Below are 22,950 nucleotides of genomic sequence, written 5' to 3'. Positions count from 1 at the left end.
GGCATCGTCACAGGCGACCCTTTGGGCTGTATAATGAAATAAAACACTGCACAAAGATCCAGGGGGAAGTTATGAGCAAAATTATGTTTACCGGCGGGGGTTCCGCAGGTCATGTCACCGTAAATCTGGCGCTGATGCCGTTATTTTTGGAGGAGGGCTGGTCCGTCGAATATGCGGGTTCCGCGGCAGGCATCGAAAAAGATCTGGTGGGGGCCCTGCCCGAAGTCAAATATTTTCAGATCTCGACAGGCAAATTAAGACGTTATTTTGACATTCAAAACGTAAAAGACCCGTTCAAAGTGGCCAAAGGCGTGTATGAAGCATACCGATTGATCAAAAAGCGCAAGCCGCAGGTCGTGTTTTCGAAAGGCGGTTTCGTGTCCGTTCCGGTGGTGATCGGAGCCTGGCTGAACAAAGTGCCCGTCATCATCCATGAATCGGATATTACGCCGGGCCTCGCCAACCGCATCTCCATTCCGATGGCATCCGTCGTCTGCACGACGTTCCCGGAAACGGCCGAACAAATGAACACGGACAAAAGCCGTTACGTGGGCGCGGTGGTCCGGAAGGAGCTTCATCAGGGGAATGCCGACCGCGGAAGGGATTTTTGCGGTTTCCAGCGGAACCAGTTCGTGCTGCTCATCATGGGAGGAAGCCTTGGGGCCCGTAAAATAAACGAAACGGTGAGATCGGCGCTGCCTACCCTTCTCAAATATTTTCAAGTGGTCCATATATGCGGGAAAGGGCAGCTCGACCCGAATCTCGACATCCCCGGCTACCGTCAGTACGAATACATCAACGACGAATTGCCTGACGTCCTGGCCATGGCGGATTTGGTCGTTTCCCGCGCCGGCTCCAATTCGATTTTCGAGTTTTTGTCGCTGCGCAAGCCGATGCTGCTCATTCCACTCAGCCGGCAGCAGAGCAGGGGGGATCAGATCCTGAACGCCCAATCGTTCGAAAAGGCGGGATATTGCAAAGTTTTGGAGGAGGAAGAACTTGACGGGGACACCTTGTTTTCGGGGGTGATGGACGTGTTCAAAAGCCGGAAGGAAATCGTTGAAAACATGCGGAGCAACCCGAGTTCCGATGCGCTGTCCACCGTTTTCCGCCTAATCAAAGAGACGGCCGACAACAAATAACGAGAACAAGAGTTCTTGATTTTGCGGGATGTATAGTATAGTGGTAAGAAGAGACTAATAAATCAAAATGTAACGATATAGATTTCGGAAAGGACATATTCATGCTGGCATTTACCGCAGAACGAATCAGAACCCTGTGCGGCGTCACGGGCTACAAACGGGGAGAAGCGATGGCGGAGCAGGGACAGGTCATGGTCGTGGAGCGCGACGATGAGGACCGCTGCAGCCGGGCCGTCGTTCAGGACGAAGAGATCTATCATGTCCACATCGACATTGACGGCGCGGATTTTCACGCGGAATGCGAATGCGGCGCTTACGGCGGTTATTATCCGTACTGCAAGCATATTGCGGCCGTCCTGATCCTGATGCTGGACGAGGAGAAAAACGGAAACGGGGAGCTTCGGCGCAAAGGCGAGGTGGTGCCGCTGCCGACGCCGGGCATCACCTCCCGCGACATTCGTTTGACCGGCGGCCTGATCGATTTATTCGACAAAGCGGCCGACCAAAGCCGCATCAAAGCGGGCCAAAGGCTTGCAAACGCCTTGAAGGAAACGCTCAGCGTCGAATTCATATGCAAAATTACCGACGAATACCAGCCCGAACCCAAATTCAAGATCGAAATGAAAATGGGGCTCAAGCGTCCGTATGTCGTGCAAAACATCCGGCAGCTGCTGCTGCATATCGAAGAAGGGCGGCCGCTGCCGTTTACGAGGCTGTTCACGTACGATCCGTCCGCGCATACGTTCCGGGACGAAGACTGGGCGGTCATCGAGCAGCTGATGCGCATTGCCGCCAGCGAATTCGCCTATGACGAAACGGGAAGGTATTACGCCGGATATTCTTCGTCGGGAAACCAGCGGCTGCTGACGGTGCCGCCCCTTGCATGGGAGACGCTGCTGCCGCGTTTGACCGCTGCGGGAGCTTTGCTTGAGCGGGATTTCTGCGAACCGGCACGGATGGAGGCGAGCGATCAGCCCCTTCCGGTTACGTTCGAAATCAGCGGAGCCGCAAAGGATGCGTACGGCCTTGAAATCCGGGGCCTGAAAAAAGCGACGGTGATGAACGCTTACCGCTGCGCCGTTTTGGAGGGGAAAGTGTATCTGTTGCCGGAACGGGAGCTTTATTTGCTGTCCGAGATGAAGTCGCTGTTATACCGCCACGACCACGCGAAAATCCAAGTATCCCCGCATCAAATGGACGCGCTGATGGAGAAGGTCGTTCCGGGCTTGCGCAAGATCGGAAGGGTATCGGTGGATTCCGCGATCCGCGACCGCATCGTCCAGCCGGCGCTGTCGGCCAAGCTGTATTTGGACCGGGACGAGTCGGCGCTGCATGCGAGGGCTGAATTCGTATACGGCGGGATCGTGATCGACGCGCTCGCCGACGACTGGGAAGCGCGGAAAGATGCCGACCTGATCCTCGTCAGGGACTCGGAGAAGGAGAAAAAGCTGCTGGATGCGCTGAACGAAAGCGATTTTATCCGGTTGGACAAGGAATGGTCGCTTGATCTGGCGGAGGAGGACAGCGTGTACGACGTGTTGTTCCATTTGCTGCCGCGGCTGGATTCGTGGGTCGAGGTTTATGCGACGGACAGCGTCAAGCAGTTGGTCCACGCGGGCCGCAAAGCCCCCAAGATCAAAGCGGATACGGACGAGACGACCAACTGGCTGGAAATCCGGTTCGAGCTGGACGGCATCAGCGACAAGGAAATCCGCAAAATTTTGCTCAGCATCGTCGAAAAAAAGAAATATTACCGCCTTGCCGAAGGCTCGTATTTATCGCTTGAAGGAGAAGCCTTCCAAATGTTCGGCGAGCTGTACGACGAGCTTGGAATGAAAAAAGGGGACATCACCGGAAGCCGATTGGAGCTGCCCGTGTTCAGGGGCCTTCAGCTGCGGGACCGGGAAAACGGCAGCCTGAAGCTCGGAAAGTCGCTGCGGGCGCTGCTTGACCATATGCTGCATCCCCAGCAAGGGGAGTTTGTCGTTCCGGACGAGCTGTCCTCCGTGCTTCGCGATTATCAAATAGAAGGTTTCCAATGGCTGAAAACGCTCGGCTCTTACCGTTTCGGCGGGATTTTGGCGGACGACATGGGGCTTGGCAAAACGCTGCAGAGCATCGCCTACATTTTGTCGGAAGCCCGCGAGCAGGGGGCGCAAAAGCCCGCGCTGATCGTTGCCCCGGCGTCGCTCGTATACAATTGGGAGCAGGAATTTCACCGGTTCGCCCCATCCCTTAAAGTCGAGGTGGCTTTGGGCGCAAAGAAGGAGCGAAGCGAAATGCTTCTGCGCATGGCGGATGCCGAAGCGGGCTTTCGGAGTTCCGGGGAGGGCTGCGCCGAGGTAACGGGCGATGCGGACGTCATCATTACTTCGTACCCGTCGCTGCGCAAGGATATCCGGATTTACCGGGAGATGGCGTTCGGCATTCTCGTTTTGGACGAAGCCCAGGCGATCAAAAATGCATCGACCCAAACCGCGCAGGCGGTGCGCGAAATTACGGCGGGACGCAGATTCGCGCTGACCGGCACGCCGATCGAAAATTCGGTCGACGAGCTGTGGTCGATTTTCGACGCCGTATTTCCGGGTCTTTTTTCCGGCCTCAAAAATTTCCGCGGGCTTTCCCGCGACCGGATCGCACGGATGGTGCAGCCATTCATTTTGCGGCGTATGCGTGCGGACGTACTGGAGGAATTACCCGAACGGATCGAAACGGTACGGCAGTCCGAGTTGTCCAGGGATCAGAAAAAGCTTTACGCCGCGTATTTGGAGGAATTCAAGGAAGAAACGATGCGCGACCTCGAATTCGAAGGTTTCCAGCGGAGCCGGATGAAAATTTTAGCCGGCATTACGAGGCTGCGCCAGCTGTGCTGCCATCCCGTATTGTTCGTCGACGGATACGAAGGGGAATCCGGGAAGCTGCAGCAGCTGCTGGAGGTTGTTCAGGATTGCCTGGAAAGCGGCCGGCGGATGCTGATTTTCTCCCAGTTCACGAGCATGCTGCGCATCATCCGCAGCGAGCTCGGCAAGCTTGGCATACCGGCATTTTACTTGGACGGGCAAACCCCTGCCAAAGAGCGGCTGGACATTTGCGACCGCTTCAACGCCGGGGAAAACGACGTGTTCCTGATTTCGCTCAAAGCCGGGGGAACGGGACTCAATCTGACCGGGGCAGATACCGTTATTTTATACGATTTGTGGTGGAACCCGGCGGTCGAAGAGCAAGCGGCGGGCCGGGCCCACCGTATGGGGCAAAAAAACGTGGTGCAGGTCATCCGGCTGGTGACGAAAGGAACCGTGGAGGAAAAAATGATGGAGCTGCAGCAGCGCAAAAAAGACTTGATCCGCGAAGTGATGGAACCGGGCTCCGAAACCCTAACGGCGCTGACGGAGCAGGAAATCCGCGAGTTGCTGGCGCTGTAACGATAGACTTGTCATCACACAGAACGAAAAGGGCCGTCCTTTGGACGGGCCCTTTTTTGATTCGTTGTTTGGACGCCGGCCGGGATCATCCTTTGAACATGCAGCTCATAGGTACTCATCCCTTCTAGCAAATTTCCACAAAAATTGCTGATCTTCCACGGGATTTATGAAGGAGTTTCGGAGGATACGGCGAAATATAGCTGCATAGCACATAGTATATTTGGCCTATTATCTGTGATTCAATCATGGCTTTCGTATGAGGGGAAGAACGATATGAGGTACAGTGAAGATCAATCGACAGTACGCGAAACGGAATGGAATATTCCTTTTTTCGGCAGCGCAATCCAAAACGAAACGTGCCGCAGGCGGGAGGAGCTGCTGTCCCGAAACGACCCGCGGCAAAAGGAGCCGGCCCGTCTGAACGAAGCCGAGCAAGCTGCATCCGCAGCGGAGCGGTACGCCCACCTTCTGGAGCTCATCGACACGGTCCATCAGAGCTGCGGGGAATCGGCAGATTGGAGCCGGATTGCGGCCTTGGAGCCTCCGTACGGCAGAGGAGAAAAAGGTCCGCGCGAGCAGCAGGCCGAAACCCGGCTGCGCGAATTTAAACCTACGCGTCTGCAAAAGTTATTGAAACAGGACGCCGTCATCCGGCAGCAGCTGGAGGACGAGCTTGAACGGGCGAAGGAGGAAGACCGTCTGGAATATTCGCGGTGGAAAAGCGCCGCCGATTTTGCCCGCGACATTCTGGAAGGAAACCGCACCGCGTATTTGCGGGTATTGGAAGAATTCGCTCCGCTAAACGATCTGCTGGCCTTGGGAAGCGGCTTGGAGTTCGCCGTCCTTGACCCGACAACGGTCGAAGTCGAATTGGACGTCAATTCGGGACAAATCATTCCGCATGAATCCAAACGGCTGGCGGAAGACGGGACCCTTGTGACCGTTCCGCTCGATGTTGAAGATCAAAATGCCTTGGAGTATAAATACGCATGCGGCTGCGCGTTCCGGATTGCCCGCGAGCTGTTTGCGCTGCTTCCGCTCGAAACGGTGCTTGTCCATGCCCGCGACACGAAAATAAACCGGGAATCGGGACAAGAGGAGTATGTGACGGTATTGTCCATCCGTTTTGACCGCGACACGCTTTCCGGCTTGGACGGGGGCACGGAGACCTGTCCGCCATTGCTGGAGCATTTTCACCATCACGTCAAGTTTGATGCCGCTTATGGATTTTTGCCGGTTGAGCAGGTGGACCGCATTTAAATATGATCGACGATTATGCCGCCGCAGCTGAGGATTATTTGCCTTCCATGTTCTAAATTGCGAAGTACCGCCGCGAAGGCGGTTTTCTATCGGAAAGGTTTCCGCGGACAGGAACGTTTTCCATATAGCGGTTTTCTTGACGTTTCCGGCATCCATTATTTTTTGACACGTTATGCGCCCTGAATCAAGGGCGCTTTTTTTGGTTATCAATTTGAAAGGCCCGCTCCGGTTTTGAATCAGGACGACCAAAAGGGAAATGCTATCCAATACCGGAGTTTCATATTTTATGGAATGAAATTGTATATCCGCGCTGCCCGGCTCTCATGACAGGTCAGGAAATCTTGTCAGCATCCCTCGCCGGTTACCGTTTCCGATATTGTTTTTCGAAAGCCTCAAAATCCTTGGGGGACAAGGGGTTCAGCGGGCTTCTTAAAATTTTGTCATCAGGCTTCCTGACAATATAGCGTTTTCATTTTGTTGAGTGTCAGGTTCGTGTTGGCTAGGATGGATATAGGACGAACGACATATTGAATAATATCGTTCGACAAAAGTCTACAAAGGAGGTTATCCTCGTGGCTCAATCTACTTCCTCTGCATCCGGCGCGGCACGGGTCGGAGTTCAAAAATTCGGGCGCTTCCTGAGCGGCATGGTTATGCCGAACATCGGAGCGTTCATCGCGTGGGGTTTGATTACCGCACTATTCATTCCGACAGGCTGGTTCCCAAACGCATACCTTGCCAAACTCGTTGATCCCATGATCAAGTACCTCCTCCCGTTGCTGATCGGCTATACCGGCGGCACGATGGTGCACAAGCAGCGCGGCGGGGTCATCGGCGCCCTGGTTACCATGGGTGTCATCGTCGGAACCGACATTCCGATGTTCCTCGGGGCAATGGCGGTTGGACCGGGCGCCGCCTGGGTGCTCAAAAAGTTCGACAAAGCCGTTGAAGGCAAAATCAAATCCGGCTTTGAAATGCTGGTCAACAACTTCTCGCTCGGTATTATCGGCGGGGCCCTCGTCCTGATCGCCTATTCGATCGTGGGCCGCATTATTGAAGCCATCACGAACGTCCTGTCATCAGGCGTCGAGTTTCTCGTCAATCATCACCTTATTCCGCTCGTCAACATCCTGATCGAGCCGGCGAAGGTGCTGTTCCTGAACAACGCCATCAACCATGGCGTTCTGAGCCCGATCGCAATCGAGCAGGCACAACATGTAGGCAAATCGATCCTGTTCATGCTGGAATCGAACCCGGGTCCGGGGCTAGGCATCCTGCTCGCATATATGATCCTTGGCCGCGGTTCCGCCCGTCAATCTGCTCCGGGGGCTGCGATCATCCACTTCTTCGGCGGGATTCATGAAATTTACTTCCCGTACATTTTGATGAATCCGCGCCTCATTCTCGCGGCAATGGCCGGCGGCGTGACGGGAACATTCACGTTTTCGCTGCTGGACGCAGGCCTCGTCGGCCCGCCGTCGCCCGGCAGCATCATCGCTTACCTGGCCATGGCGCCGCGCGGCGAAATTTTTCCGGTACTTAGCGGCGTGGTTACCGCGGCGATCGTATCCTTTGCCGTAGCCGCGCTTCTGCTGAAAACAAGCAAGAAGTCGGAAGAGGATGAGGATGATCTGGAAGAAGCAACGAAACGAATGAAAGATATGAAAGCCGCAGGAACCCCTGCTGCAGCGGCTGCCGCTGTGTCCGAAGCTGCGGCCCACATCGAGACGAGCGCCGACGCAGGGCAGAAGAGCAAGGAAGAGGTTCATAAAATCGTCTTTGCTTGCGATGCCGGGATGGGATCCAGCGCCATGGGCGCTTCCATTCTGCGCAAAAAGATGAAAGCGGCGGGATCGCCGATTGAAGTGACCAACACGGCGATCAGTGACATTCCGTCCGACGCGGATATCGTAGTGACGCATAAAACGCTCACGGACCGCGCTCGCGGAGTGGCACCGCAAGCGGAGCATATTTCCATCGATAACTTCCTGAAAAGTCCGGAATATGACGAGCTTGTAGAACGCTTGAAATAACTATACGACGTTTAAGGCGAATGGATGCGGGTAATTTGTGCCGGCATCCAAGCGCCTTTTGCGGCCGTTTGGAGGTTTGAGCGGATGGAACTGACACACCGCGTTAGACAGATCCTGGATTTGCTGCTGCGCAGCCCGTATGAAAGCACGGTTGCGGAAATTGCACGCAGCATCCGCGTCAGCCCGCGGACGGTGCACAGGGAGCTGGATGCGGTAGAGAGCTATCTGCACCGGCACGGGATTACCCTGCACCGCAAGGCCGGTTCCGGACTCAGCGTCGAAGGCAAACCTGATGAGATCGAAAAGGTCCGGTCGGAGCTGCTCATTCCCGTAAATGTGGAATACTCGGCGGATGAACGGCAAATTTACCTGCTCTGCAGGTTGCTGGCGTCCAAGGAACCTGTGAAGCTGTTCGCGCTGGCTCACGAAATGAAGGTGACCGTTCCTACCGTCGGAGCGGATTTGGACGATTTGGCGGACTGGATCGGCAAACAGGGACTGCTGCTCATTCGCCGTCGCGGCTACGGGGTGGAAATCACCGGATCGGAGCCGCTCATCCGCGAGGCGATACGCACTTTGGTGCGATTTAGGCTGGATGATCTTCCGCTTATCGCCGGAGCCGGCCAAACGCCGCTGCATCCGGTCGATGCGAAGATCGCCGCGTTAGCGGGAGCGGACCGCATCACGGCGATCGAAGACATTTTATGGAAATGGGAGGAGCAGGATCAGGAGGAGGCATTCGGCGAAGACGCCTATACCGATCTGCTGATCCGTCTCTCCATAGCCGCTTCCCGCATCCGATCCGGGGTTGAAGTCAGCGAAGCGGAAGCCGAGCGGCTTGTCAATCTGCGGAGATTCGACCGGCCCGGCGAACCGCCGCCAGCCGATACCAAGCTGAAAGCGGCGGCTATCCTGTGCAGCCAGCTCGGCGAAAGGCTGAATATGGCCTATTCAGCCGCTGAAGTAAAGTATGCCGCCGAGCTGCTGGAGAGAGCCTCCGCGCATTCGAGCGAAATGCTCCCTGCGGACGATTTGGAGCTGGCCGGATCGGTCAGATCGCTCATCCGCAAAATGGGGGAGCTCGACGCGAACGACTACGCCGCGGACCGGTCCCTGCGGGACGGCCTGTTCATCCATTTGAAGGCGGCATTGGAGCGGATTACCGCCGGGGAGCGCATACGCAATCCGCTGCTGGAAACGATCCGCAAAGATTATTCGGAGCTGTTCGGCCGGGTGCGGCAGGCAGCGGACGCCGTGTTTCCGTCCATTCCCGTTCCGGATGAGGAAATCGCCTTTCTGGTCATGCATTTCGGGGCTTCGCGCGAACGGCTCGGACAGATTCATCAGGACGTCCGTGCGGTGATCGTATGCACGAGCGGGATTGGGTCTTCCAAAATGCTGGCGGCAAGGCTTCGGAGGGAATTCCCTCAGCTGCAGATCGTGGAGCAGGCGTCATGGTATGAAGCCGCCCGAATTCCGAGAACGGATTACGATCTGATCATCAGCACCGTGGATTTGTCGCTCCCCGAAGAGCAATACATGAAGCTTAGTCCGCTGCTAACCCCTGCCGAGGCGGATAAGCTGCGGGACTACATTCGCAAACGCGGCATGCAGAAGGCCCGGGACGGAACCTGGGCCGATAAGCCGCCGCCCGGACTTCCGGACGATTTTGGTCCACCGTCCGAAGCGTTGAAGTCGCCTGCCGGCCAAAGCGAAGCGGACGGCATGTCCGAGATGGAAGGCTTGCATTCCCTGAACAAAACCGTTCAGCAAAGCATCGAGCTGCTCGAAGCCTTCCGGGTTCTTCCGTTACGGATAACGGGTGAGCCGAGTCTCGGCCAATGGCTTCGCGCCGCTTGCAATCACCCGGAACTCAGGGAGGTCGTCGGCGATCCGGAAGCTGTCGTCCTGCAGCTGCTGCAGCGTGAACAGCAAGGGACGCAGATGATTCCGGGAACGGAACTGGCGTTGTTTCACACGCGGAGCGAGGTGGTGAAACGGCCTGCACTCATGCTGTTTGAGCTGGATCGGCCGTTCAAGATGGACGATTCGGGCCTGATCGAGCTGTCGCGTTTCCTGCTGATGCTGGCCCCGAGACAGCTGACCGGAGAAAGCTTGAAAGTGCTGAGCGAAATCAGCGCAACGCTGCTGGACAGCGATATGATCGAGGCGCTTGCGGAGGGCCGGGAACATCGGATCAGGGATCTGATGTCCGCCCATCTCCGCGCTTACTTAAAAAACAAACTGGAGAGAGAGTGATCATCAATGAGTATTTTATCCGCAGATCAAATCCGTTTAAACGTGAAGGTATCCGACAAATACGAAGCCATTCGCCTGGCCGGCCAGATGCTCGTCGACGCCGGTCATGCGGATCAGGAATATATCGAGAAAATGATAGAACGCGAAAATGCGCTCTCAACCTATATGGGCGCCGGACTCGCCATTCCCCACGGTACCAATGAAGCCAAAGGGATGATCAAATCAACCGGGCTTGCGGTGCTGCAAATCCCGGACGGAGTTGATTTCGGCGGCGACGAGCCGGCCGTGCTGGTGGTCGGAATCGCCGCGCAAAACGGCGAACATATGGATATTCTGACCAGCGTCGCCATGGTGTGCTCGGATGAAGACAGCATGGAAGCCATCCGGACGGCGAAGACTGCGGAAGAAATATTGAGCATTTTCGAAAGCGGGATGGAAGAATGAAGGCTCTTCACTTTGGCGCAGGCAATATCGGCAGAGGATTTATCGGGCTGCTGCTGTCGCAGTCGGGATACGAGGTCGTCTTCTCCGATGTCAATGAATCGTTGGTCCGGTCGCTGCAGGAACGCGGTTCTTATACCGTAACCATCGCGGACGAAAATGGGGAGCATATTCCCGTCCACGGCGTCCGTGCCATTGACAGCCGGAACCTTGCTCTGGTTGCCGAGGAGGTGGCGACGGCCGACTTGGTTACGACGGCGGTCGGCGTTCCGATCCTGAAGCATATTGCGCCCGGCATTGCCGCAGGGATCAAGCTTCGCATGGAGCGCGGAGGTGCGCCCCTTCATATCATCGCATGCGAGAACGCCATCGGGGCAAGCACGCAGCTGAAAGAGCATGTCATGGGTCTGCTCTCGTCAGAGGAGAAACAGCAAGCGGCTTCGATTGCGGCATTTCCGGATTCGGCGGTCGACCGCATCGTGCCGCTCCAGCATCACGAAGACCCGCTCGCGGTTACGGTGGAGCCTTTCTATGAATGGGTCATCAACCGCTCCCAAATGTTCCCGGGCGCGAAGGAAATCGGCGGGGTTCATTACGTCGACGACTTGATTCCATACATCGAGCGGAAGCTGTTTACCGTAAACACCGGCCACTGCAGCGCGGCCTATGCCGGTTACCGCAAGGGGTACGACACCATTCAGGAAGCGATGAAGGATGAAGAGGTGGTCGGCCTCGTTGCCGGAGCGCTGCAGGAGACGGGGAGCATGCTGGTGCATGCCTACGGCTTCGACGCTGCGGAGCATGAAGCCTATATCCGCAAAATTTTAGACCGTTTCCGCAATCCTTATTTGCGTGATGAGGTCGTCCGGGTCGGCCGTTCCCCAATCCGCAAGCTTTCGCCGGATGACCGTCTGGTGCGGCCGGCGCTTCGAGCTTGGGAGCAGGGAGGAAGCACGGGGCATTTGACGAAGGTGATGGCGCTCGCCCTTAAATTCGATTATGCTGAGGATCCGGAGGCAGCCCAGCTGCAGAGCTTGATCGCCGAGAAGGGCGCACGCCAGGCGTTTGCCGAAGTCAGCGGGCTGGGTGCCGATCATGAGTTGACGGAACGTGTCATGCACGATTATGAACAATAACGATGAATAGATAAAGCAGAAAAGGAAATGGCGATCGGGCTTAGAAACGATCGTAAAACACGAAGGAGGCATTGCCATGAGCCATCTGCTGACAGGCGTTCCCGCATCCCCGGGGATTGCCATTGCCAAGGCGTACCGGCTGGAATCGGAGGAATCCGTGCCGCAGCGGAAAGCGGTGGACGACACTGCAGCCGAGAAACAGCGGTTGAAGGAAGCGGTCGAAGCGGCGAAGGCCGATATCGACCGGATCCGGGAATCGACGCTCGAACGGCTTGGTCCGCAAAAAGCCGAAATTTTCGAGGCGCATTTGTTTCTTCTTGATGATCCCGACCTGATTGACGCCGCCATGGACCAGATCGAAAGTGAAGGCATCAATGCCGAATTTGCGCTGTATGAAGTGGCATCGGGAATCATGGAAGCTCTGCGTTCCATGGACAATGAGCTGCTGCGCGAACGGGCGGCGGACGTCAAAGACATTACCGGACGGGTGATCAGCAAGCTCGAAGGGCGCAAGCACAGCGCGCTCTCCGAACTGAACAGCGAGACGATCCTTGTCGCCAAGGATTTGACGCCTTCGGACACCGCCCAACTGAATCTGGAATTCGTGCGCGGGTTCGTGACGGAAATCGGAAGCCGTACTTCCCATTCCGCGATTATGGCGCGTTCGCTGGAGTTGGCGGCCGTTGTCGGCGCGGGGGTGGACGCATCCGAGATCCGCACGGGGGACACCGTCATTCTGGATGCGACCGCAGGCCAGGTGATCGTAAACCCGACGGACCGGCAGCTTGAGGAATATTCGGTACGCAAGCGCGAGTATGAGGAATACCAAAGCCGGATGCGCAGCTATGTGGACCATCCATCGGTTACCGCGGACGGCGTCCAGGTTGAGCTTGCAAGCAACATCGGCGGCATCGACGACCTCGAAAAGGTGCTCGCAAATGGAGCCGACGGCATCGGCCTGTTCCGAACGGAATTTTTGTACATGGGACGCTCCGCGTTCCCGTCCGAAGAAGAACAGTATTCCGTTTATAAGCATGTGCTGGAAAAAATGGGCGGCAAACGTGTCGTCATCCGTACGCTGGACATTGGCGGAGACAAGGAGCTGTCCTACATGCAGCTGCCGAAGGAAAGCAATCCGTTTCTGGGTCTTCGCGCCATCCGCCTATGCCTCGAACGCGAGGATTTGTTCCGTACGCAGCTGAGAGCGCTGCTTCGGGCAAGCGTACACGGCAAACTCGCGATCATGTTTCCGATGATCGCCGTCTTGAGCGAGCTTCGGGAAGCCAAGCGCATCCTGGCTGAGGAGAGAGCCAAGCTGGAGCAGGAAGGAATCGCAGTGTCTCGCTCCTTGGAGGTCGGCATTATGATCGAGATTCCGGCCGCAGCCCTGGCTGCCGATATTTTGGCCAAGGAAGTGGACTTTTTCAGCATCGGCACCAACGATCTGATCCAATATACGATGGCGGCCGACCGCATGAACGAATCGGTCTCCTATTTATATCAGCCGCATCATCCATCGATTCTTCGCCTGGTGCAGCTGGTCATCCAAGCGGCCAACCGGAATGGAAAATGGGCCGGCATGTGCGGGGAGATGGCCGGAGATTCGGCGGCGATCCCGCTGCTGCTTGGCCTTGGATTGCATGAGTTCAGCATGAGCGCGTCATCCGTTCTTCCGGCACGGGAGCTGGTTTCCCGCTTGTCCCAGCAGGAATGGTCCCGGCTGGCGGAGCAGGCGCTCGGCATGAGTTCGCAGCAAGAGGTGCTCGATTTTGTAAATCAACAACTAAGGAGTGAAGCATAGCTATGGTATCCCAAACTTTTACCGTCATCCACCCGCAAGGGTTTCACGCCCGTCCATCCAAGCTGTTCGTGGAAAAGGCCAATACCTTCCCTTGTAAGGTCACTTTGTTCAAGGGGGAGAAGAAAGCCAATGGAAAAAGCTCTCTCGGCCTGTTGACGCTGGGCATTTCGGCGGGCGACGAAATCCGTCTCGAAGCCGACGGCGAGCAGGAAGAGCAGGCTTTGCAGGAGCTTGGTCAGATGCTGACGAAAATTTACGAGGAATAGGAAGCCAATGAAAAGACCATCCAGCCGTCAGGTTCATCCTGATCGCCGGATGGTTTTTTCGTTAGGAAATCAGTCTGAGGGAATGGCCATCATTCGCCGACCACGGCCGGCATCGGATGCTTGTGATTAAGCCGCCCTGAGAATGCCTCAGCTGTATCGGCAAGGAGGTCAACGAACTCCTCACCTATGACCGTGTGCCTAAAATGCCGCTTATTGTTGCCCGGCCGATTTACGCATCCATGGATGAATTGGTACCATATCCTCTTGATTCGCCGTAGGGAGTATTTGATAGAATATAAAAATAAATTGGAAATCTGGGACCCGATATGAATGAATTGGAGAATATTTGGAGAGCAGAATCAGGAGTGAGTGGATGAAAAAATGGATGCTGTTGTTAGGGGCACTCGTTTGTGTCATCATGATCGCGGGTTGCGATAAAAAGTCCTATTCCATGGATCAAGTCGATTCGAAAGCTTATATTACGCCTGACGGGGATTTGTATGTGGAAGAACTGTTCACCTATACGTTTAAAGGCAAGTTTGAAGGAACAACCAGGTACATTTCCCCGGGGGAGCACGACGGCATCGAGTTTTTTGAAGCTTATGTTCCGCCGAAAGGCAAAAAGCTTGGCGAGTTTTCTTATGAAAATTTGGAGCGCTTGAAAACCGAATGGGACGGCGAAAATGAAACGTATTACGTTTACGATGCCGCCAAAGATGAAACGAAGCAGGTGTATTACCGCTACCGGATTGACAAGGCTGCCGTCAAATACAGCGACGTGGGAGAACTGGACTGGAGCTTTTTTAAAAACAACAACCAGGAGATCAACCATGTGACGCTTGATGTGTTTTTGCCTTCCGGCTACAACAAAGCCGATGTCCATGCTTTTTTGCATGACCGGACGGGCGGGAGGATTACGACCGGAGGCGATTCGGCGGTCCATTACGAAAATCCGAAGCTTTCCGAATACGGGGAAGCGCATTTGCTTCTTCTTTTCCCGCAGGAACAGCTGTCGCAAATGGCGGCAACCGACAAAAAGATATCTCCTGCGGAGCTGCTTCAGAAAGAGCGGAAGCGGGAGAAGCGGATGGATGCCCGGGACGGGATCATGCGTCAAGCAGGCACAGTCCTTCAAGTGCTGACGGCCGTCATTTTGCTGGGCGCATTGTACAGCGTGCTGTCGGTCAAAAGAATTTCGGCCTGGTTCGGGCGGAGGGACGTGACGGAACGCGATCTGGAAGAGTTGGATCCTCTGATGAAAACCTATTGTATGCGTAAAGGCAAGCTGAAGTCCAAAGACGTGATCGCAGGTCTGCTGTCATTGCGGAGCCGAGGGTACGTGACCGTCAAAGAGGTTCAGGCGTCCAAACGATTTTTGGAGGAGCCGACGGCCCCCGATGCAACGCTGGAATTCACTTTCCACGGAAATAAGGCTAAGCTGAACGCAGCCGACAGGATACTGGTAGGATGGCTTTTTAATCAAAGAAACGTCTTCCGTTTGGATTCGATGGCCGCCCCGACCTTTAAGGAAAAGCAGGATGATCGGCAGATTTCCGAGTACCGCAAGCAATCGCAAAGGAACGCCAAAAAATTCAATAAATGGCGCGAAACTTTGGCGCAAACGGAGCCGTACGGGACAGAAGTCAAATTCAACGCGCTTCTTAAACTGCTGGTACCGCTGATCGTGATCGTCCATTATGTTTTGCTCCTATATCTTTATTATGCCGATGTGATACCGATTGCCGGGATGATAGCGGCTGCCGTATTGCTGGGAATCGTCGGGATTCTCGCCTGCGTGAAAACCAAAACCAAACGGTGGTTTATCACGTATCTGGTCGGCTGTTTCATTGCCGGGACTCAGATTACGCATGAGCAGGGAATGGAAAATTATTTGCTTTTTGCGGTAAGCTCGATCGTGTTTGCCGTCTTGGTGCCGAAAACCGTGCTTTCGAAGGAGATGCTGAAATACCGCTTTGCCCTTCTTGAGTTAAGGAAAAAGCTTCTAAAAGGCGAAGACGAAAGCGGCGTGGATCCCGCGGCAGCGGAACGGGCCGCGGAGCATGCGGTTTTGCTTGGCATCGTTCCGAAGTACGTCAAAAACCTGCAGAAAAAAGGGGTGCACGGCCTCGCCTTGGGCGCCGCGGCGCTTCCCGTTCTGCTGAACGCCGAATTGATGGCATCGCTTGCGTACACGCAAAACCATCTGAATTTTACCCTTCCGCGTTCTCCATACGGTTCCTCCGACGGGGGAGGGAGCTTCAGCAGCGGAGGAGACAGCGGCGGGGGCGGAGGCACAGGGGCGTTCTAAAACGGACAATCCCATGCTTTGAAATTTAAAAGGGCTTTATAGAATTTTTGCGCAGGGACGGCTTGTCCCTGCATTTTTATGCCGAAAATTTGCACTTTTCCTCACATCGGATGGTATGTATTCGCAAATCCGTTTATAATATACGGGGATAGCCTGCTCACCTTTCCTCATGAGAGTGTTGGGTTCAGGCATCTTGCGGCATTGGCCGCGAGAGCTTCAAAATAGAGGACGGAAATAGAAAAAATACGATATTGCTTGTTTTGGGAGGATTCTATGAAACAAATTACGGTTGGTATTGTGGGATACGGAAATTTGGGAAGAGGCGTGGAAAAAGCGATCCGGCAAAACCCGGACATTCGCCTGGAAGCGATCTTCACCCGCCGCGAGCCGAACGGCGTTGAGGCTGGCGTGCCGGTTGTACATATTTCCGAAGCGGAAAAATATATCGGCAAAATCGACGTTATGATTCTGTGCGGAGGATCTGCGACGGATTTGCCGGAACAAGGCCCTCAGTTTGCGAAATTGTTCAACACCGTCGACAGCTTTGATACGCATGCGCGTATTCCCGAATATTTTGCGTCCGTTGATGCGGCAGCGGCTGCGGCCGGCCATGTCAGCGTCATTTCCACGGGTTGGGACCCGGGTCTGTTCTCGCTGAACCGCATGCTTGCGGAAGCGATTTTGCCTGAAGGCAAAGAGTATACGTTCTGGGGACGCGGCGTCAGCCAAGGCCATTCCGATGCGATCCGCCGGGTCGAAGGCGTTAAAAATGGCGTGCAGTACACCATTCCCGTTGAAGAAGCGGTGGCCAAAGTACGCGCCGGGGAAAATCCGGAGCTGAGCACCCGCCAGAAACATCTGCGCGAATGTTTTGTCGTTGCGGAAGAAGGCGCCGATCTTGCCCGGATCGAAAAAGAAATCAAGGAAATGCCGAACTATTTCTCCGATTACGACACGATCGTGAATTTCATCGGCGAAGAGGAGCTGAAGGCAAACCATTCGGCGATGCCTCACGGAGGAACGGTGCTGCGCAGCGGACGTACGGGCGAAAACAGCACTCAAATCATCGAGTTCGGCCTGAAGCTGGACAGCAACCCCGAATTTACCGCCAGCGTGCTGGTCGCGTACGCGCGCGCCGCTGCCAAGCTGTCCGCCCAAGGTGACAAAGGCGCAAAAACGGTATTCGACATTCCGTTCGGTCTGCTGTCGCCCAAATCGGCCGAGCAGCTTCGCAAGGAACTGCTGTAATTTTTTTGGACAAGCTGAAAACGAGGGCATCATTCCCGCCGTGCGAGGGCGGGATGATGCCCTTTTTATTCCAACCCGTTCAAAGGAGCTGAAACCTTCATGCTGGATCCGCGTTCGCTTTATTTGCGAAACATGGTGCTGAAAAGGGAAGAAGTGCCGTCTTTCCGGACCTATCCTTTTAATCTCCCGGCGGTTCACGATTTGGCCAGCCTGTCGTTCCGAAAACCGGTCACGTTTATCGTCGGCGAAAACGGCTCGGGGAAATCCACCCTGCTTGAGGCGATGGCGATCGCCTGGGGGTTTAACCCCGAAGGCGGGACGAAAAACTTCGCTTTCGAGACGATGGCCTCCCACTCGGAACTGCATCGGTATTTGCGTCTCGTTCGCGGCGCGGTCCGGCCGAAGGACGGATTCTTTTTCCGGGCGGAAAGTTATTACAACGTGGCGACCACGATCGACAAGCTGGATATGGAAAGAGGCGGCCCCCCGATCAAGGCGTCCTACGGAGGCAAATCGCTGCATGAGCAGTCCCATGGCGAAAGCTTTTTTGCGACGTTCATGCATCGTTTCGGAGGGAAGGGGCTTTACCTGATGGACGAACCCGAAGCGGCGCTTTCGCCCTTGAAGCAGATGTCGATGCTGACGCGCATCCATCAGCTCGTAAAGCAAAACTCACAGTTTGTCATCGCGACGCATTCGCCCATATTGATGTCTTATCCCCATGCCGAGATTTGGCTGCTGGATGAATCGGGACTTCGGGAGGTGGAACTGGAGGATACGGAGCATTACATCATTACCCGCAAAATGATGAACGACCGGGAAAAGATGCTCGATATTTTGCTGGGGGAGGAACAATAACGGTTTTAGTATAAAAGACGTCCCGATATTCGGGGCGTTTTTTCGTGTTGCGAGTTATTCGGGCATGAAAAAAGCGGCCCGTTCGATCGTTCTCCAAGGAACCGACCAAACAAGCCGCTTGCTAATCCATGTTTTATGCTTTTACGCCGAGCACCGCTTCGCGGCATTCGTCGGAGCAGAAGGACTGATGTTCTTCCTCGCAATCCGTGCAGCATACATGCTGCTTGTTGCATACCGGGTTCGCGCAGTTGATGTAGCGGTCTTCCGTTTTGCCGCAGTGATGGCATTTGGCGATGACCACGTCTTCGTCGGTACGGTTGATCGGCACCGCAATGCGTTCGTCGAATACGTAACATTTTCCGTCCCAAAGATGACCCTGAACTTCCGGGTCTTTGCCGTAGGTCACGATGCCGCCTTCAAGCTGGTTGACGTCCTGGAAACCTTCGTGAATCAGGAATCCGGTAAGCTTCTCGCAACGGATGCCGCCCGTGCAGTACGTCAGCACTTTTTTGTCCTTGTACTCGCTCAGGTTGTTGCGGATCCATTCCGGAAACTCGCGGAAGGATTTGACCTCCGGACGGATGGCGCCCCGGAAGTGGCCGATGTCGTATTCATAATCGTTCCGGCCGTCGATGACGACCACGTCGTCTCTTTCCAGCAGGTCGTGCCATTCTTTCGGGGACAGTCTTTTGCCGCCGATGACGTTCGGATCCAGCGGTTTGTCGTAACGGAACGTCACGAGTTCCTTGCGGTAGCGGACGAAAATTTTCTTGAACGCATGGCCGTCGGCCTCGTCGATTTTGAAGACGATGTCGGCAAACAGCGGATTGGCCTTCAGGTCGTTCATATACTTCTCGGTTTGCTCCACCGTGCCGGACAGCGTTCCGTTAATGCCTTCCGCGGCGATCAGAATGCGCCCTTTGACACCCAGATCCTTGCAGTATTGCAGATGCTCTGCGGTAAACTGCTCCGGATCCGGAATCTGCACGAACTTGTAGTATAGCAGAATACGGTAATCTTTTGATTCTTCTGTCATTCTTTCTTCACCTGTCTTGTTAATTTATCGTAAAAGAGGATGCTGCTGCATAACCCCAAAAAGAGCGAATGGCGCCCGATTGCGGCAATATCCTGTTCAAAGTCCTTCGTATCCGCGAAGACGGTCATCGTTGTAACCGCAAGAAAAACCACCTTAAAAGGCGGTTCATCTTAAGTGAAAATACGCCAAACACGCTTTTCTAATCTATTGTAGATGAACCTTGCACACCTAGTCAACTTAAAAAGGAGATGTTCCCATTATTGGCACAAATGCATCGGGATAACCCGCTTATGGTCCGAGCGAGAACGGAATAAATTCGAGAAAATGAGGAAAATAATCGATAGAGCCCTCCGATTCGGACCGATATAGTAAGATTATACCCTTTGCAAAAAGGTACGGTGAAATAGGGGGACATGCCGATGCGGGAAAAATCTTTAAAGAATCCGTTCCGCTGGAATCCGCTAAGGTCGATCGGAACGAAAATCGCGCTGATATTGATACTTGCCGTTATGGTTTTTGTGGCGGTTACCGGGGCGGTATCCTATCACATTTCAAAAAAGGCTCTGGAACGCGAAGTGACCGGCGCGTATTTGGAAACTGCCTTGCAAACGAGCCAAAAGCTCGACTTTTTGTTTCATTCCTTCGATAAGCTGTTGCTGCAGATGATGGTGGACAAAACGATGCAGGAAACCGTCCTGGAACTGCTGAAGCAAAAAAACGACCCGGCGGAATATACGCGGCTTGCCGACGCTCTGGACGCGATATTGCAATCGTACATGTTTTCGGATGCATATATTACGTCGATCGAAGTGCTCGAAACCGACGGGACGGTCGTTCCAACACGTTCGGGCCTGCTGGCGAGCAAAAATTACGGCAAAGAGGATTGGTTTAAACAGATTACCGAAAATAGCGGTCAATCCGTCTGGATTCACCATAACCTGGACGGCAACCGGAATACGAATCCGACCATCACGATCGGCAGAGTCATTTCCGGCGAAGGGGCGTCCCGGGGGTACTGCGTGATCCTGATCGACATCGATTTGGCCGCCATCAAGGATCAGGTGGAGCATGTGGGCATGGGCGACGGCGGCAGCATCCAGGTCATCAGTCCACAAAATCAGGTCATATACAGCAAAAACGCCTCGCAGCTGGGCAAAACTTCGGTCATTTCCCTCCCTCCGGAAGGGATGAGCAAACCGAAATTCGCGTTTCTGGCTTCCGACGGGTCGAAACAAGTGGTCATGGCCAAATCCGAAGTCAACGGCTGGTTCACCATCGGGATGATCCCCGTCGGCGAAATGCTGAAGGACGCGAAGCAAATCTTTCAAGCGACGTTGTGGGTACTGGTCTGCGCCTTTGCGCTTGCCGTCGTTATCGGATGGCTTGTCGCGCGGATGATCGGCAAACCGCTCGGCCGCCTGCAGGAATTGATGAAGCAGGGGGCGGACGGGAATTTGCGCGTGCGGACGTATGCGGTTTCCAAGGATGAAATCGGGCAGGTCGGGCGAAGCTTCGATGAAATGATGAGCCACCTGACCGTGCTGGTGGGGCAGACGGAACGGTCCGCGGCAGACATGCTGGAGATGGCCGGCGAACTTTCGTACGTGTCCCTGAACACGGAAGAAACGGCGAAAGAAATCGCGTCCGCCACACTGGAAATCGCGAGGGGCGGGGAAGGGCTGGCCAGCGATGCGGAACGCGGGAAGCGGCTGGCGCAGCGCTCCAAGGAACAGGCCGAAATGCTCGTCCTGACCAGCCGGGAGATGCAGAGCCTTGCGGAGGACGTCAACGGAACAAGCCGGTCGGGAACGGAATATATGCTTGGGCTTATGCGGAAAACCGGGGATATGGAAGAGCGGATCGGCTTCATCACGGGCAAAGTGGTTCATCTTCAAGCCAGCGCCGAGTCCATTTCCAAAGTGCTCGAAATTTTGACGCAGCTGATGAAGCAAACGAACGTCCTGTCGCTTAACGCGACGATCGAGGCAGCCCGGGCGGGCAGGTACGGCAAAGGTTTCAAGGTGGTGGCGGACGAAATCCGCGAATTGTCGGAGGAGGCGAAGCGGTCGGTGGACGACGTCCGGCTGGTTACCGCCGCCATCCTGCAGGAAATCGGCGAAACGGCACAGGTATTGCAGGAATCCGGTCCGATTTTTATGGAACAAATTTCCGCCGTGAAAAAAGCCGACACGCTGTTCAATCAGGTCGGCACCCAAATGAACGAACTGATGAACCACTTGAGGCGGGTGAACGGCTCCATCCTCGAATTGGAGCAATCCCAGCTCCAGCTGGCCGATGCGATGGCCGGCGTCAGCAGCGTATCCGACCAATCGCTGGCGACGTCCGAGGAAGTGGCTACGCTCAGCGGCGAACAGCTGAACATCAGCTCGGGGCTGGTGCAGCTGTCCCGAAAACTTCAAGTGTTGTCAGGAACGCTAAAAGACTCCCTTTCCCGGTTTAAAACCTAAAGCCGGGGGGAGTCTTTTTTTGTGGCTGCGCCAGCAGCTCCTTTTATTTGGGTCAGCCCAAAAGTAAAATCAAGCAGCACTCAGCGCGCCAACACGAGGAATAGGCAAGATATGGTCACAATAAAAAAGAGCATGGCGATAAAAAAAGCGGCCGTGGCCGAACCTCTTGACGAACGCGGCGGAAAGAACCGGCACGGCCCTATTCAGCGCCTGAAGGTGATGATGACGGCGGCGAAATAAGGCATTTCCCATGTTTTCCGTCCCCTGCGGTACGATGCACCGATTTTTTACGATGTTTTTGAAGTTCGAAAAAAATAACCTTAGCATGGAAAATCCCCAAACTAAGGTTTGTTCGTTTGCTTTGAAGACATGACCGTACAGCAACTCCGCATGCCCATGCCGCCCGCCGCCGCTTATTTGATCGCTCCCGCCGTAATGCCGCTGGCGATCTGGCGCTGGAAGAACATGTAGACGACAAGCACCGGAACCATCGTGATGAGCAGCCCTGCGAACAGCGGCCCCCATTCGGTGCGGTACTGCATTTGCGCCTGCATCATCGCGATCCCGACGGGAAGCGTATAATGCGCCGGATCGTTGACGAGAATCGTCCCGATGATGTATTCGTTCCAAATGTTCAGCACGTTGACGATGCCGACCGTAATGAGGCCGGGTTGGGACAAGGGCAGCATCACCCTGAAAAAGATGCCGAAATACGAGGCGCCGTCGATGGCGGCCGCTTCCTCTAGCTCTTTGGGCAAGCTTTTGAAAAAACCGACAAGCACGAAAATGCCGAAAGCGATCAACGTGGAAGCATAAACCAGGATGAGCCCAAAAGATGAGTTGGTCAAATGCATCGAATTGAGCAGGAAAAAGAGCGGGATGAGCGCCAAGCTGAACGGAATCATCATCGACGCGATGTAGATGAGATATAACACGTTGCTGCCTTTGAACGGATATCTGGCAAGCACGTAAGCCGTCGAAGCGGCCAAAAATAATCCGAGCAGCGTCGAACCGACCGTCACGACGACGGAATTTACGAAATATTTATCGAAGCTGAATTCGCTCCATACATATGAGAAGTTGCTCCACAAGAGCGGCAGGTCCGGCAGGGACCACGGCATTTTGCGGAAAAACTGATCGTTGTTTTTGAGCGCGTCGAGCAGCGTCCACAGCAGCGGATAAAGCACGGACAGCCCCCAGATGACGAGAATGGCATAAAATACGGTTTTATAAATGGGATGTAAACCGCCTGATTTCATAATTCGTTCCTCC

The 22,950-nt window shown here is 54.9% G+C and carries 16 protein-coding genes; 14 read left to right on the top strand and 2 right to left on the bottom strand.

The features are described 5' to 3' along the window. Positions 1 to 71: 71 nt before the first annotated feature. The 12 genes from RJP21_RS06140 (at position 72) to RJP21_RS06085 (ending at position 18,174) form a co-directional block, all read left to right on the top strand. The gene (locus tag RJP21_RS06140; RefSeq protein WP_310858511.1) at positions 72 to 1,142 is read left to right on the top strand and encodes an undecaprenyldiphospho-muramoylpentapeptide beta-N-acetylglucosaminyltransferase; all 1,071 of its coding nucleotides are present in this window, start codon (positions 72 to 74) and stop codon (positions 1,140 to 1,142) included. Positions 1,143 to 1,243: 101 nt separating this feature from the next. Next, on the top strand, positions 1,244 to 4,564 hold the full coding sequence (locus RJP21_RS06135) for a DEAD/DEAH box helicase (protein ID WP_310858510.1): 3,321 nt from the start codon (positions 1,244 to 1,246) through the stop codon (positions 4,562 to 4,564). Positions 4,565 to 4,837: 273 nt separating this feature from the next. Next, the gene (locus RJP21_RS06130; protein WP_310858509.1) at positions 4,838 to 5,824 is read left to right on the top strand and encodes a hypothetical protein; all 987 of its coding nucleotides are present in this window, start codon (positions 4,838 to 4,840) and stop codon (positions 5,822 to 5,824) included. Between the two features lie 566 nt (positions 5,825 to 6,390). Beyond that, a complete protein-coding gene (locus RJP21_RS06125) occupies positions 6,391 to 7,857 on the top strand; it encodes a PTS mannitol transporter subunit IIBC (RefSeq protein WP_310858619.1) in 1,467 nt (488 codons plus the stop codon). 84 nt (positions 7,858 to 7,941) lie between these two features. Then, a complete protein-coding gene (locus RJP21_RS06120; RefSeq protein WP_310858508.1) occupies positions 7,942 to 10,116 on the top strand; it encodes a BglG family transcription antiterminator in 2,175 nt (724 codons plus the stop codon). A 6-nt stretch (positions 10,117 to 10,122) separates the two neighbouring features. Then, positions 10,123 to 10,560 carry a PTS mannitol transporter subunit IIA gene (locus RJP21_RS06115; RefSeq protein ID WP_310858507.1) on the top strand — a complete coding sequence of 146 codons (438 nt, stop codon included), beginning with the start codon at positions 10,123 to 10,125 and terminating at the stop codon, positions 10,558 to 10,560. Continuing rightward, positions 10,557 to 11,693: a mannitol-1-phosphate 5-dehydrogenase gene (locus tag RJP21_RS06110; RefSeq protein WP_310858506.1), complete on the top strand. Its 1,137-nt coding sequence runs from the start codon at positions 10,557 to 10,559 to the stop codon at positions 11,691 to 11,693. Before RJP21_RS06115 ends, RJP21_RS06110 begins: the two co-directional genes overlap by 4 nt. Positions 11,694 to 11,769: 76 nt before the next feature. Beyond that, positions 11,770 to 13,494, top strand: a complete 1,725-nt coding sequence (gene ptsP, locus RJP21_RS06105; protein ID WP_310858505.1) for a phosphoenolpyruvate--protein phosphotransferase — start codon at positions 11,770 to 11,772, stop codon at positions 13,492 to 13,494. Positions 13,495 to 13,496: 2 nt separating this feature from the next. Then, positions 13,497 to 13,760 carry an HPr family phosphocarrier protein gene (locus tag RJP21_RS06100; protein ID WP_160043458.1) on the top strand — a complete coding sequence of 88 codons (264 nt, stop codon included), beginning with the start codon at positions 13,497 to 13,499 and terminating at the stop codon, positions 13,758 to 13,760. A 373-nt stretch (positions 13,761 to 14,133) separates the two neighbouring features. Next, complete coding sequence (locus RJP21_RS06095) at positions 14,134 to 16,068, top strand: DUF2207 domain-containing protein (protein WP_310858504.1); 1,935 nt, start codon at positions 14,134 to 14,136, stop codon at positions 16,066 to 16,068. Between the two features lie 273 nt (positions 16,069 to 16,341). Next, on the top strand, positions 16,342 to 17,316 hold the full coding sequence (locus RJP21_RS06090; RefSeq protein WP_160043456.1) for a diaminopimelate dehydrogenase: 975 nt from the start codon (positions 16,342 to 16,344) through the stop codon (positions 17,314 to 17,316). A gap of 99 nt (positions 17,317 to 17,415) precedes the next feature. Further along, positions 17,416 to 18,174 carry an AAA family ATPase gene (locus RJP21_RS06085; RefSeq protein WP_310858503.1) on the top strand — a complete coding sequence of 253 codons (759 nt, stop codon included), beginning with the start codon at positions 17,416 to 17,418 and terminating at the stop codon, positions 18,172 to 18,174. Positions 18,175 to 18,307: 133 nt separating this feature from the next. Here the strand turns inward: RJP21_RS06085 and trhO are convergent, their stop codons facing one another. Then, positions 18,308 to 19,210 carry an oxygen-dependent tRNA uridine(34) hydroxylase TrhO gene (trhO, locus tag RJP21_RS06080; RefSeq protein WP_310858502.1) on the bottom strand — a complete coding sequence of 301 codons (903 nt, stop codon included), beginning with the start codon at positions 19,208 to 19,210 and terminating at the stop codon, positions 18,308 to 18,310. Between the two features lie 419 nt (positions 19,211 to 19,629). Here trhO and RJP21_RS06075 point away from each other — a divergent pair, with 419 nt between their 5' ends. Beyond that, the gene (locus tag RJP21_RS06075; RefSeq protein WP_310858501.1) at positions 19,630 to 21,678 is read left to right on the top strand and encodes a methyl-accepting chemotaxis protein; all 2,049 of its coding nucleotides are present in this window, start codon (positions 19,630 to 19,632) and stop codon (positions 21,676 to 21,678) included. 21 nt (positions 21,679 to 21,699) lie between these two features. Next, a complete protein-coding gene (locus RJP21_RS06070) occupies positions 21,700 to 21,918 on the top strand; it encodes a hypothetical protein (protein WP_310858500.1) in 219 nt (72 codons plus the stop codon). A gap of 173 nt (positions 21,919 to 22,091) precedes the next feature. Here RJP21_RS06070 and RJP21_RS06065 read toward each other — a convergent pair whose 3' ends face one another. Continuing rightward, a complete protein-coding gene (locus RJP21_RS06065; protein WP_310858499.1) occupies positions 22,092 to 22,937 on the bottom strand; it encodes a carbohydrate ABC transporter permease in 846 nt (281 codons plus the stop codon). Positions 22,938 to 22,950 lie beyond the last annotated feature (13 nt).

The organism is Paenibacillus sp. VCA1 (assembly GCF_031583795.1).
Classification (GTDB): domain Bacteria; phylum Bacillota; class Bacilli; order Paenibacillales; family Paenibacillaceae; genus Paenibacillus_AQ; species Paenibacillus_AQ albilobatus.
This window is presented reverse-complemented; position numbering and strand designations above follow the sequence as displayed.

Bases quoted from the DNA above. Each gene is read 5' to 3' on its own strand.
- RJP21_RS06140 (WP_310858511.1), top strand. From the start codon at position 72: ATGAGCAAAATTATGTTTACCGGCGGGGGTTCCGCAGGTCATGTCACC.
- RJP21_RS06130 (WP_310858509.1), top strand. From the start codon at position 4,838: ATGAGGTACAGTGAAGATCAATCGACAGTACGCGAAACGGAATGGAAT.
- RJP21_RS06110 (WP_310858506.1), top strand. From the start codon at position 10,557: ATGAAGGCTCTTCACTTTGGCGCAGGCAATATCGGCAGAGGATTTATC.
- RJP21_RS06120 (WP_310858508.1), top strand. From the start codon at position 7,942: ATGGAACTGACACACCGCGTTAGACAGATCCTGGATTTGCTGCTGCGC.
- RJP21_RS06135 (WP_310858510.1), top strand. From the start codon at position 1,244: ATGCTGGCATTTACCGCAGAACGAATCAGAACCCTGTGCGGCGTCACG.
- RJP21_RS06065 (WP_310858499.1), bottom strand. From the start codon at position 22,937: ATGAAATCAGGCGGTTTACATCCCATTTATAAAACCGTATTTTATGCC.
- RJP21_RS06085 (WP_310858503.1), top strand. From the start codon at position 17,416: ATGCTGGATCCGCGTTCGCTTTATTTGCGAAACATGGTGCTGAAAAGG.
- RJP21_RS06115 (WP_310858507.1), top strand. From the start codon at position 10,123: ATGAGTATTTTATCCGCAGATCAAATCCGTTTAAACGTGAAGGTATCC.
- RJP21_RS06090 (WP_160043456.1), top strand. From the start codon at position 16,342: ATGAAACAAATTACGGTTGGTATTGTGGGATACGGAAATTTGGGAAGA.
- trhO (WP_310858502.1), bottom strand. From the start codon at position 19,210: ATGACAGAAGAATCAAAAGATTACCGTATTCTGCTATACTACAAGTTC.
- RJP21_RS06095 (WP_310858504.1), top strand. From the start codon at position 14,134: ATGAAAAAATGGATGCTGTTGTTAGGGGCACTCGTTTGTGTCATCATG.
- RJP21_RS06075 (WP_310858501.1), top strand. From the start codon at position 19,630: ATGCGGGAAAAATCTTTAAAGAATCCGTTCCGCTGGAATCCGCTAAGG.
- ptsP (WP_310858505.1), top strand. From the start codon at position 11,770: ATGAGCCATCTGCTGACAGGCGTTCCCGCATCCCCGGGGATTGCCATT.
- RJP21_RS06100 (WP_160043458.1), top strand. From the start codon at position 13,497: ATGGTATCCCAAACTTTTACCGTCATCCACCCGCAAGGGTTTCACGCC.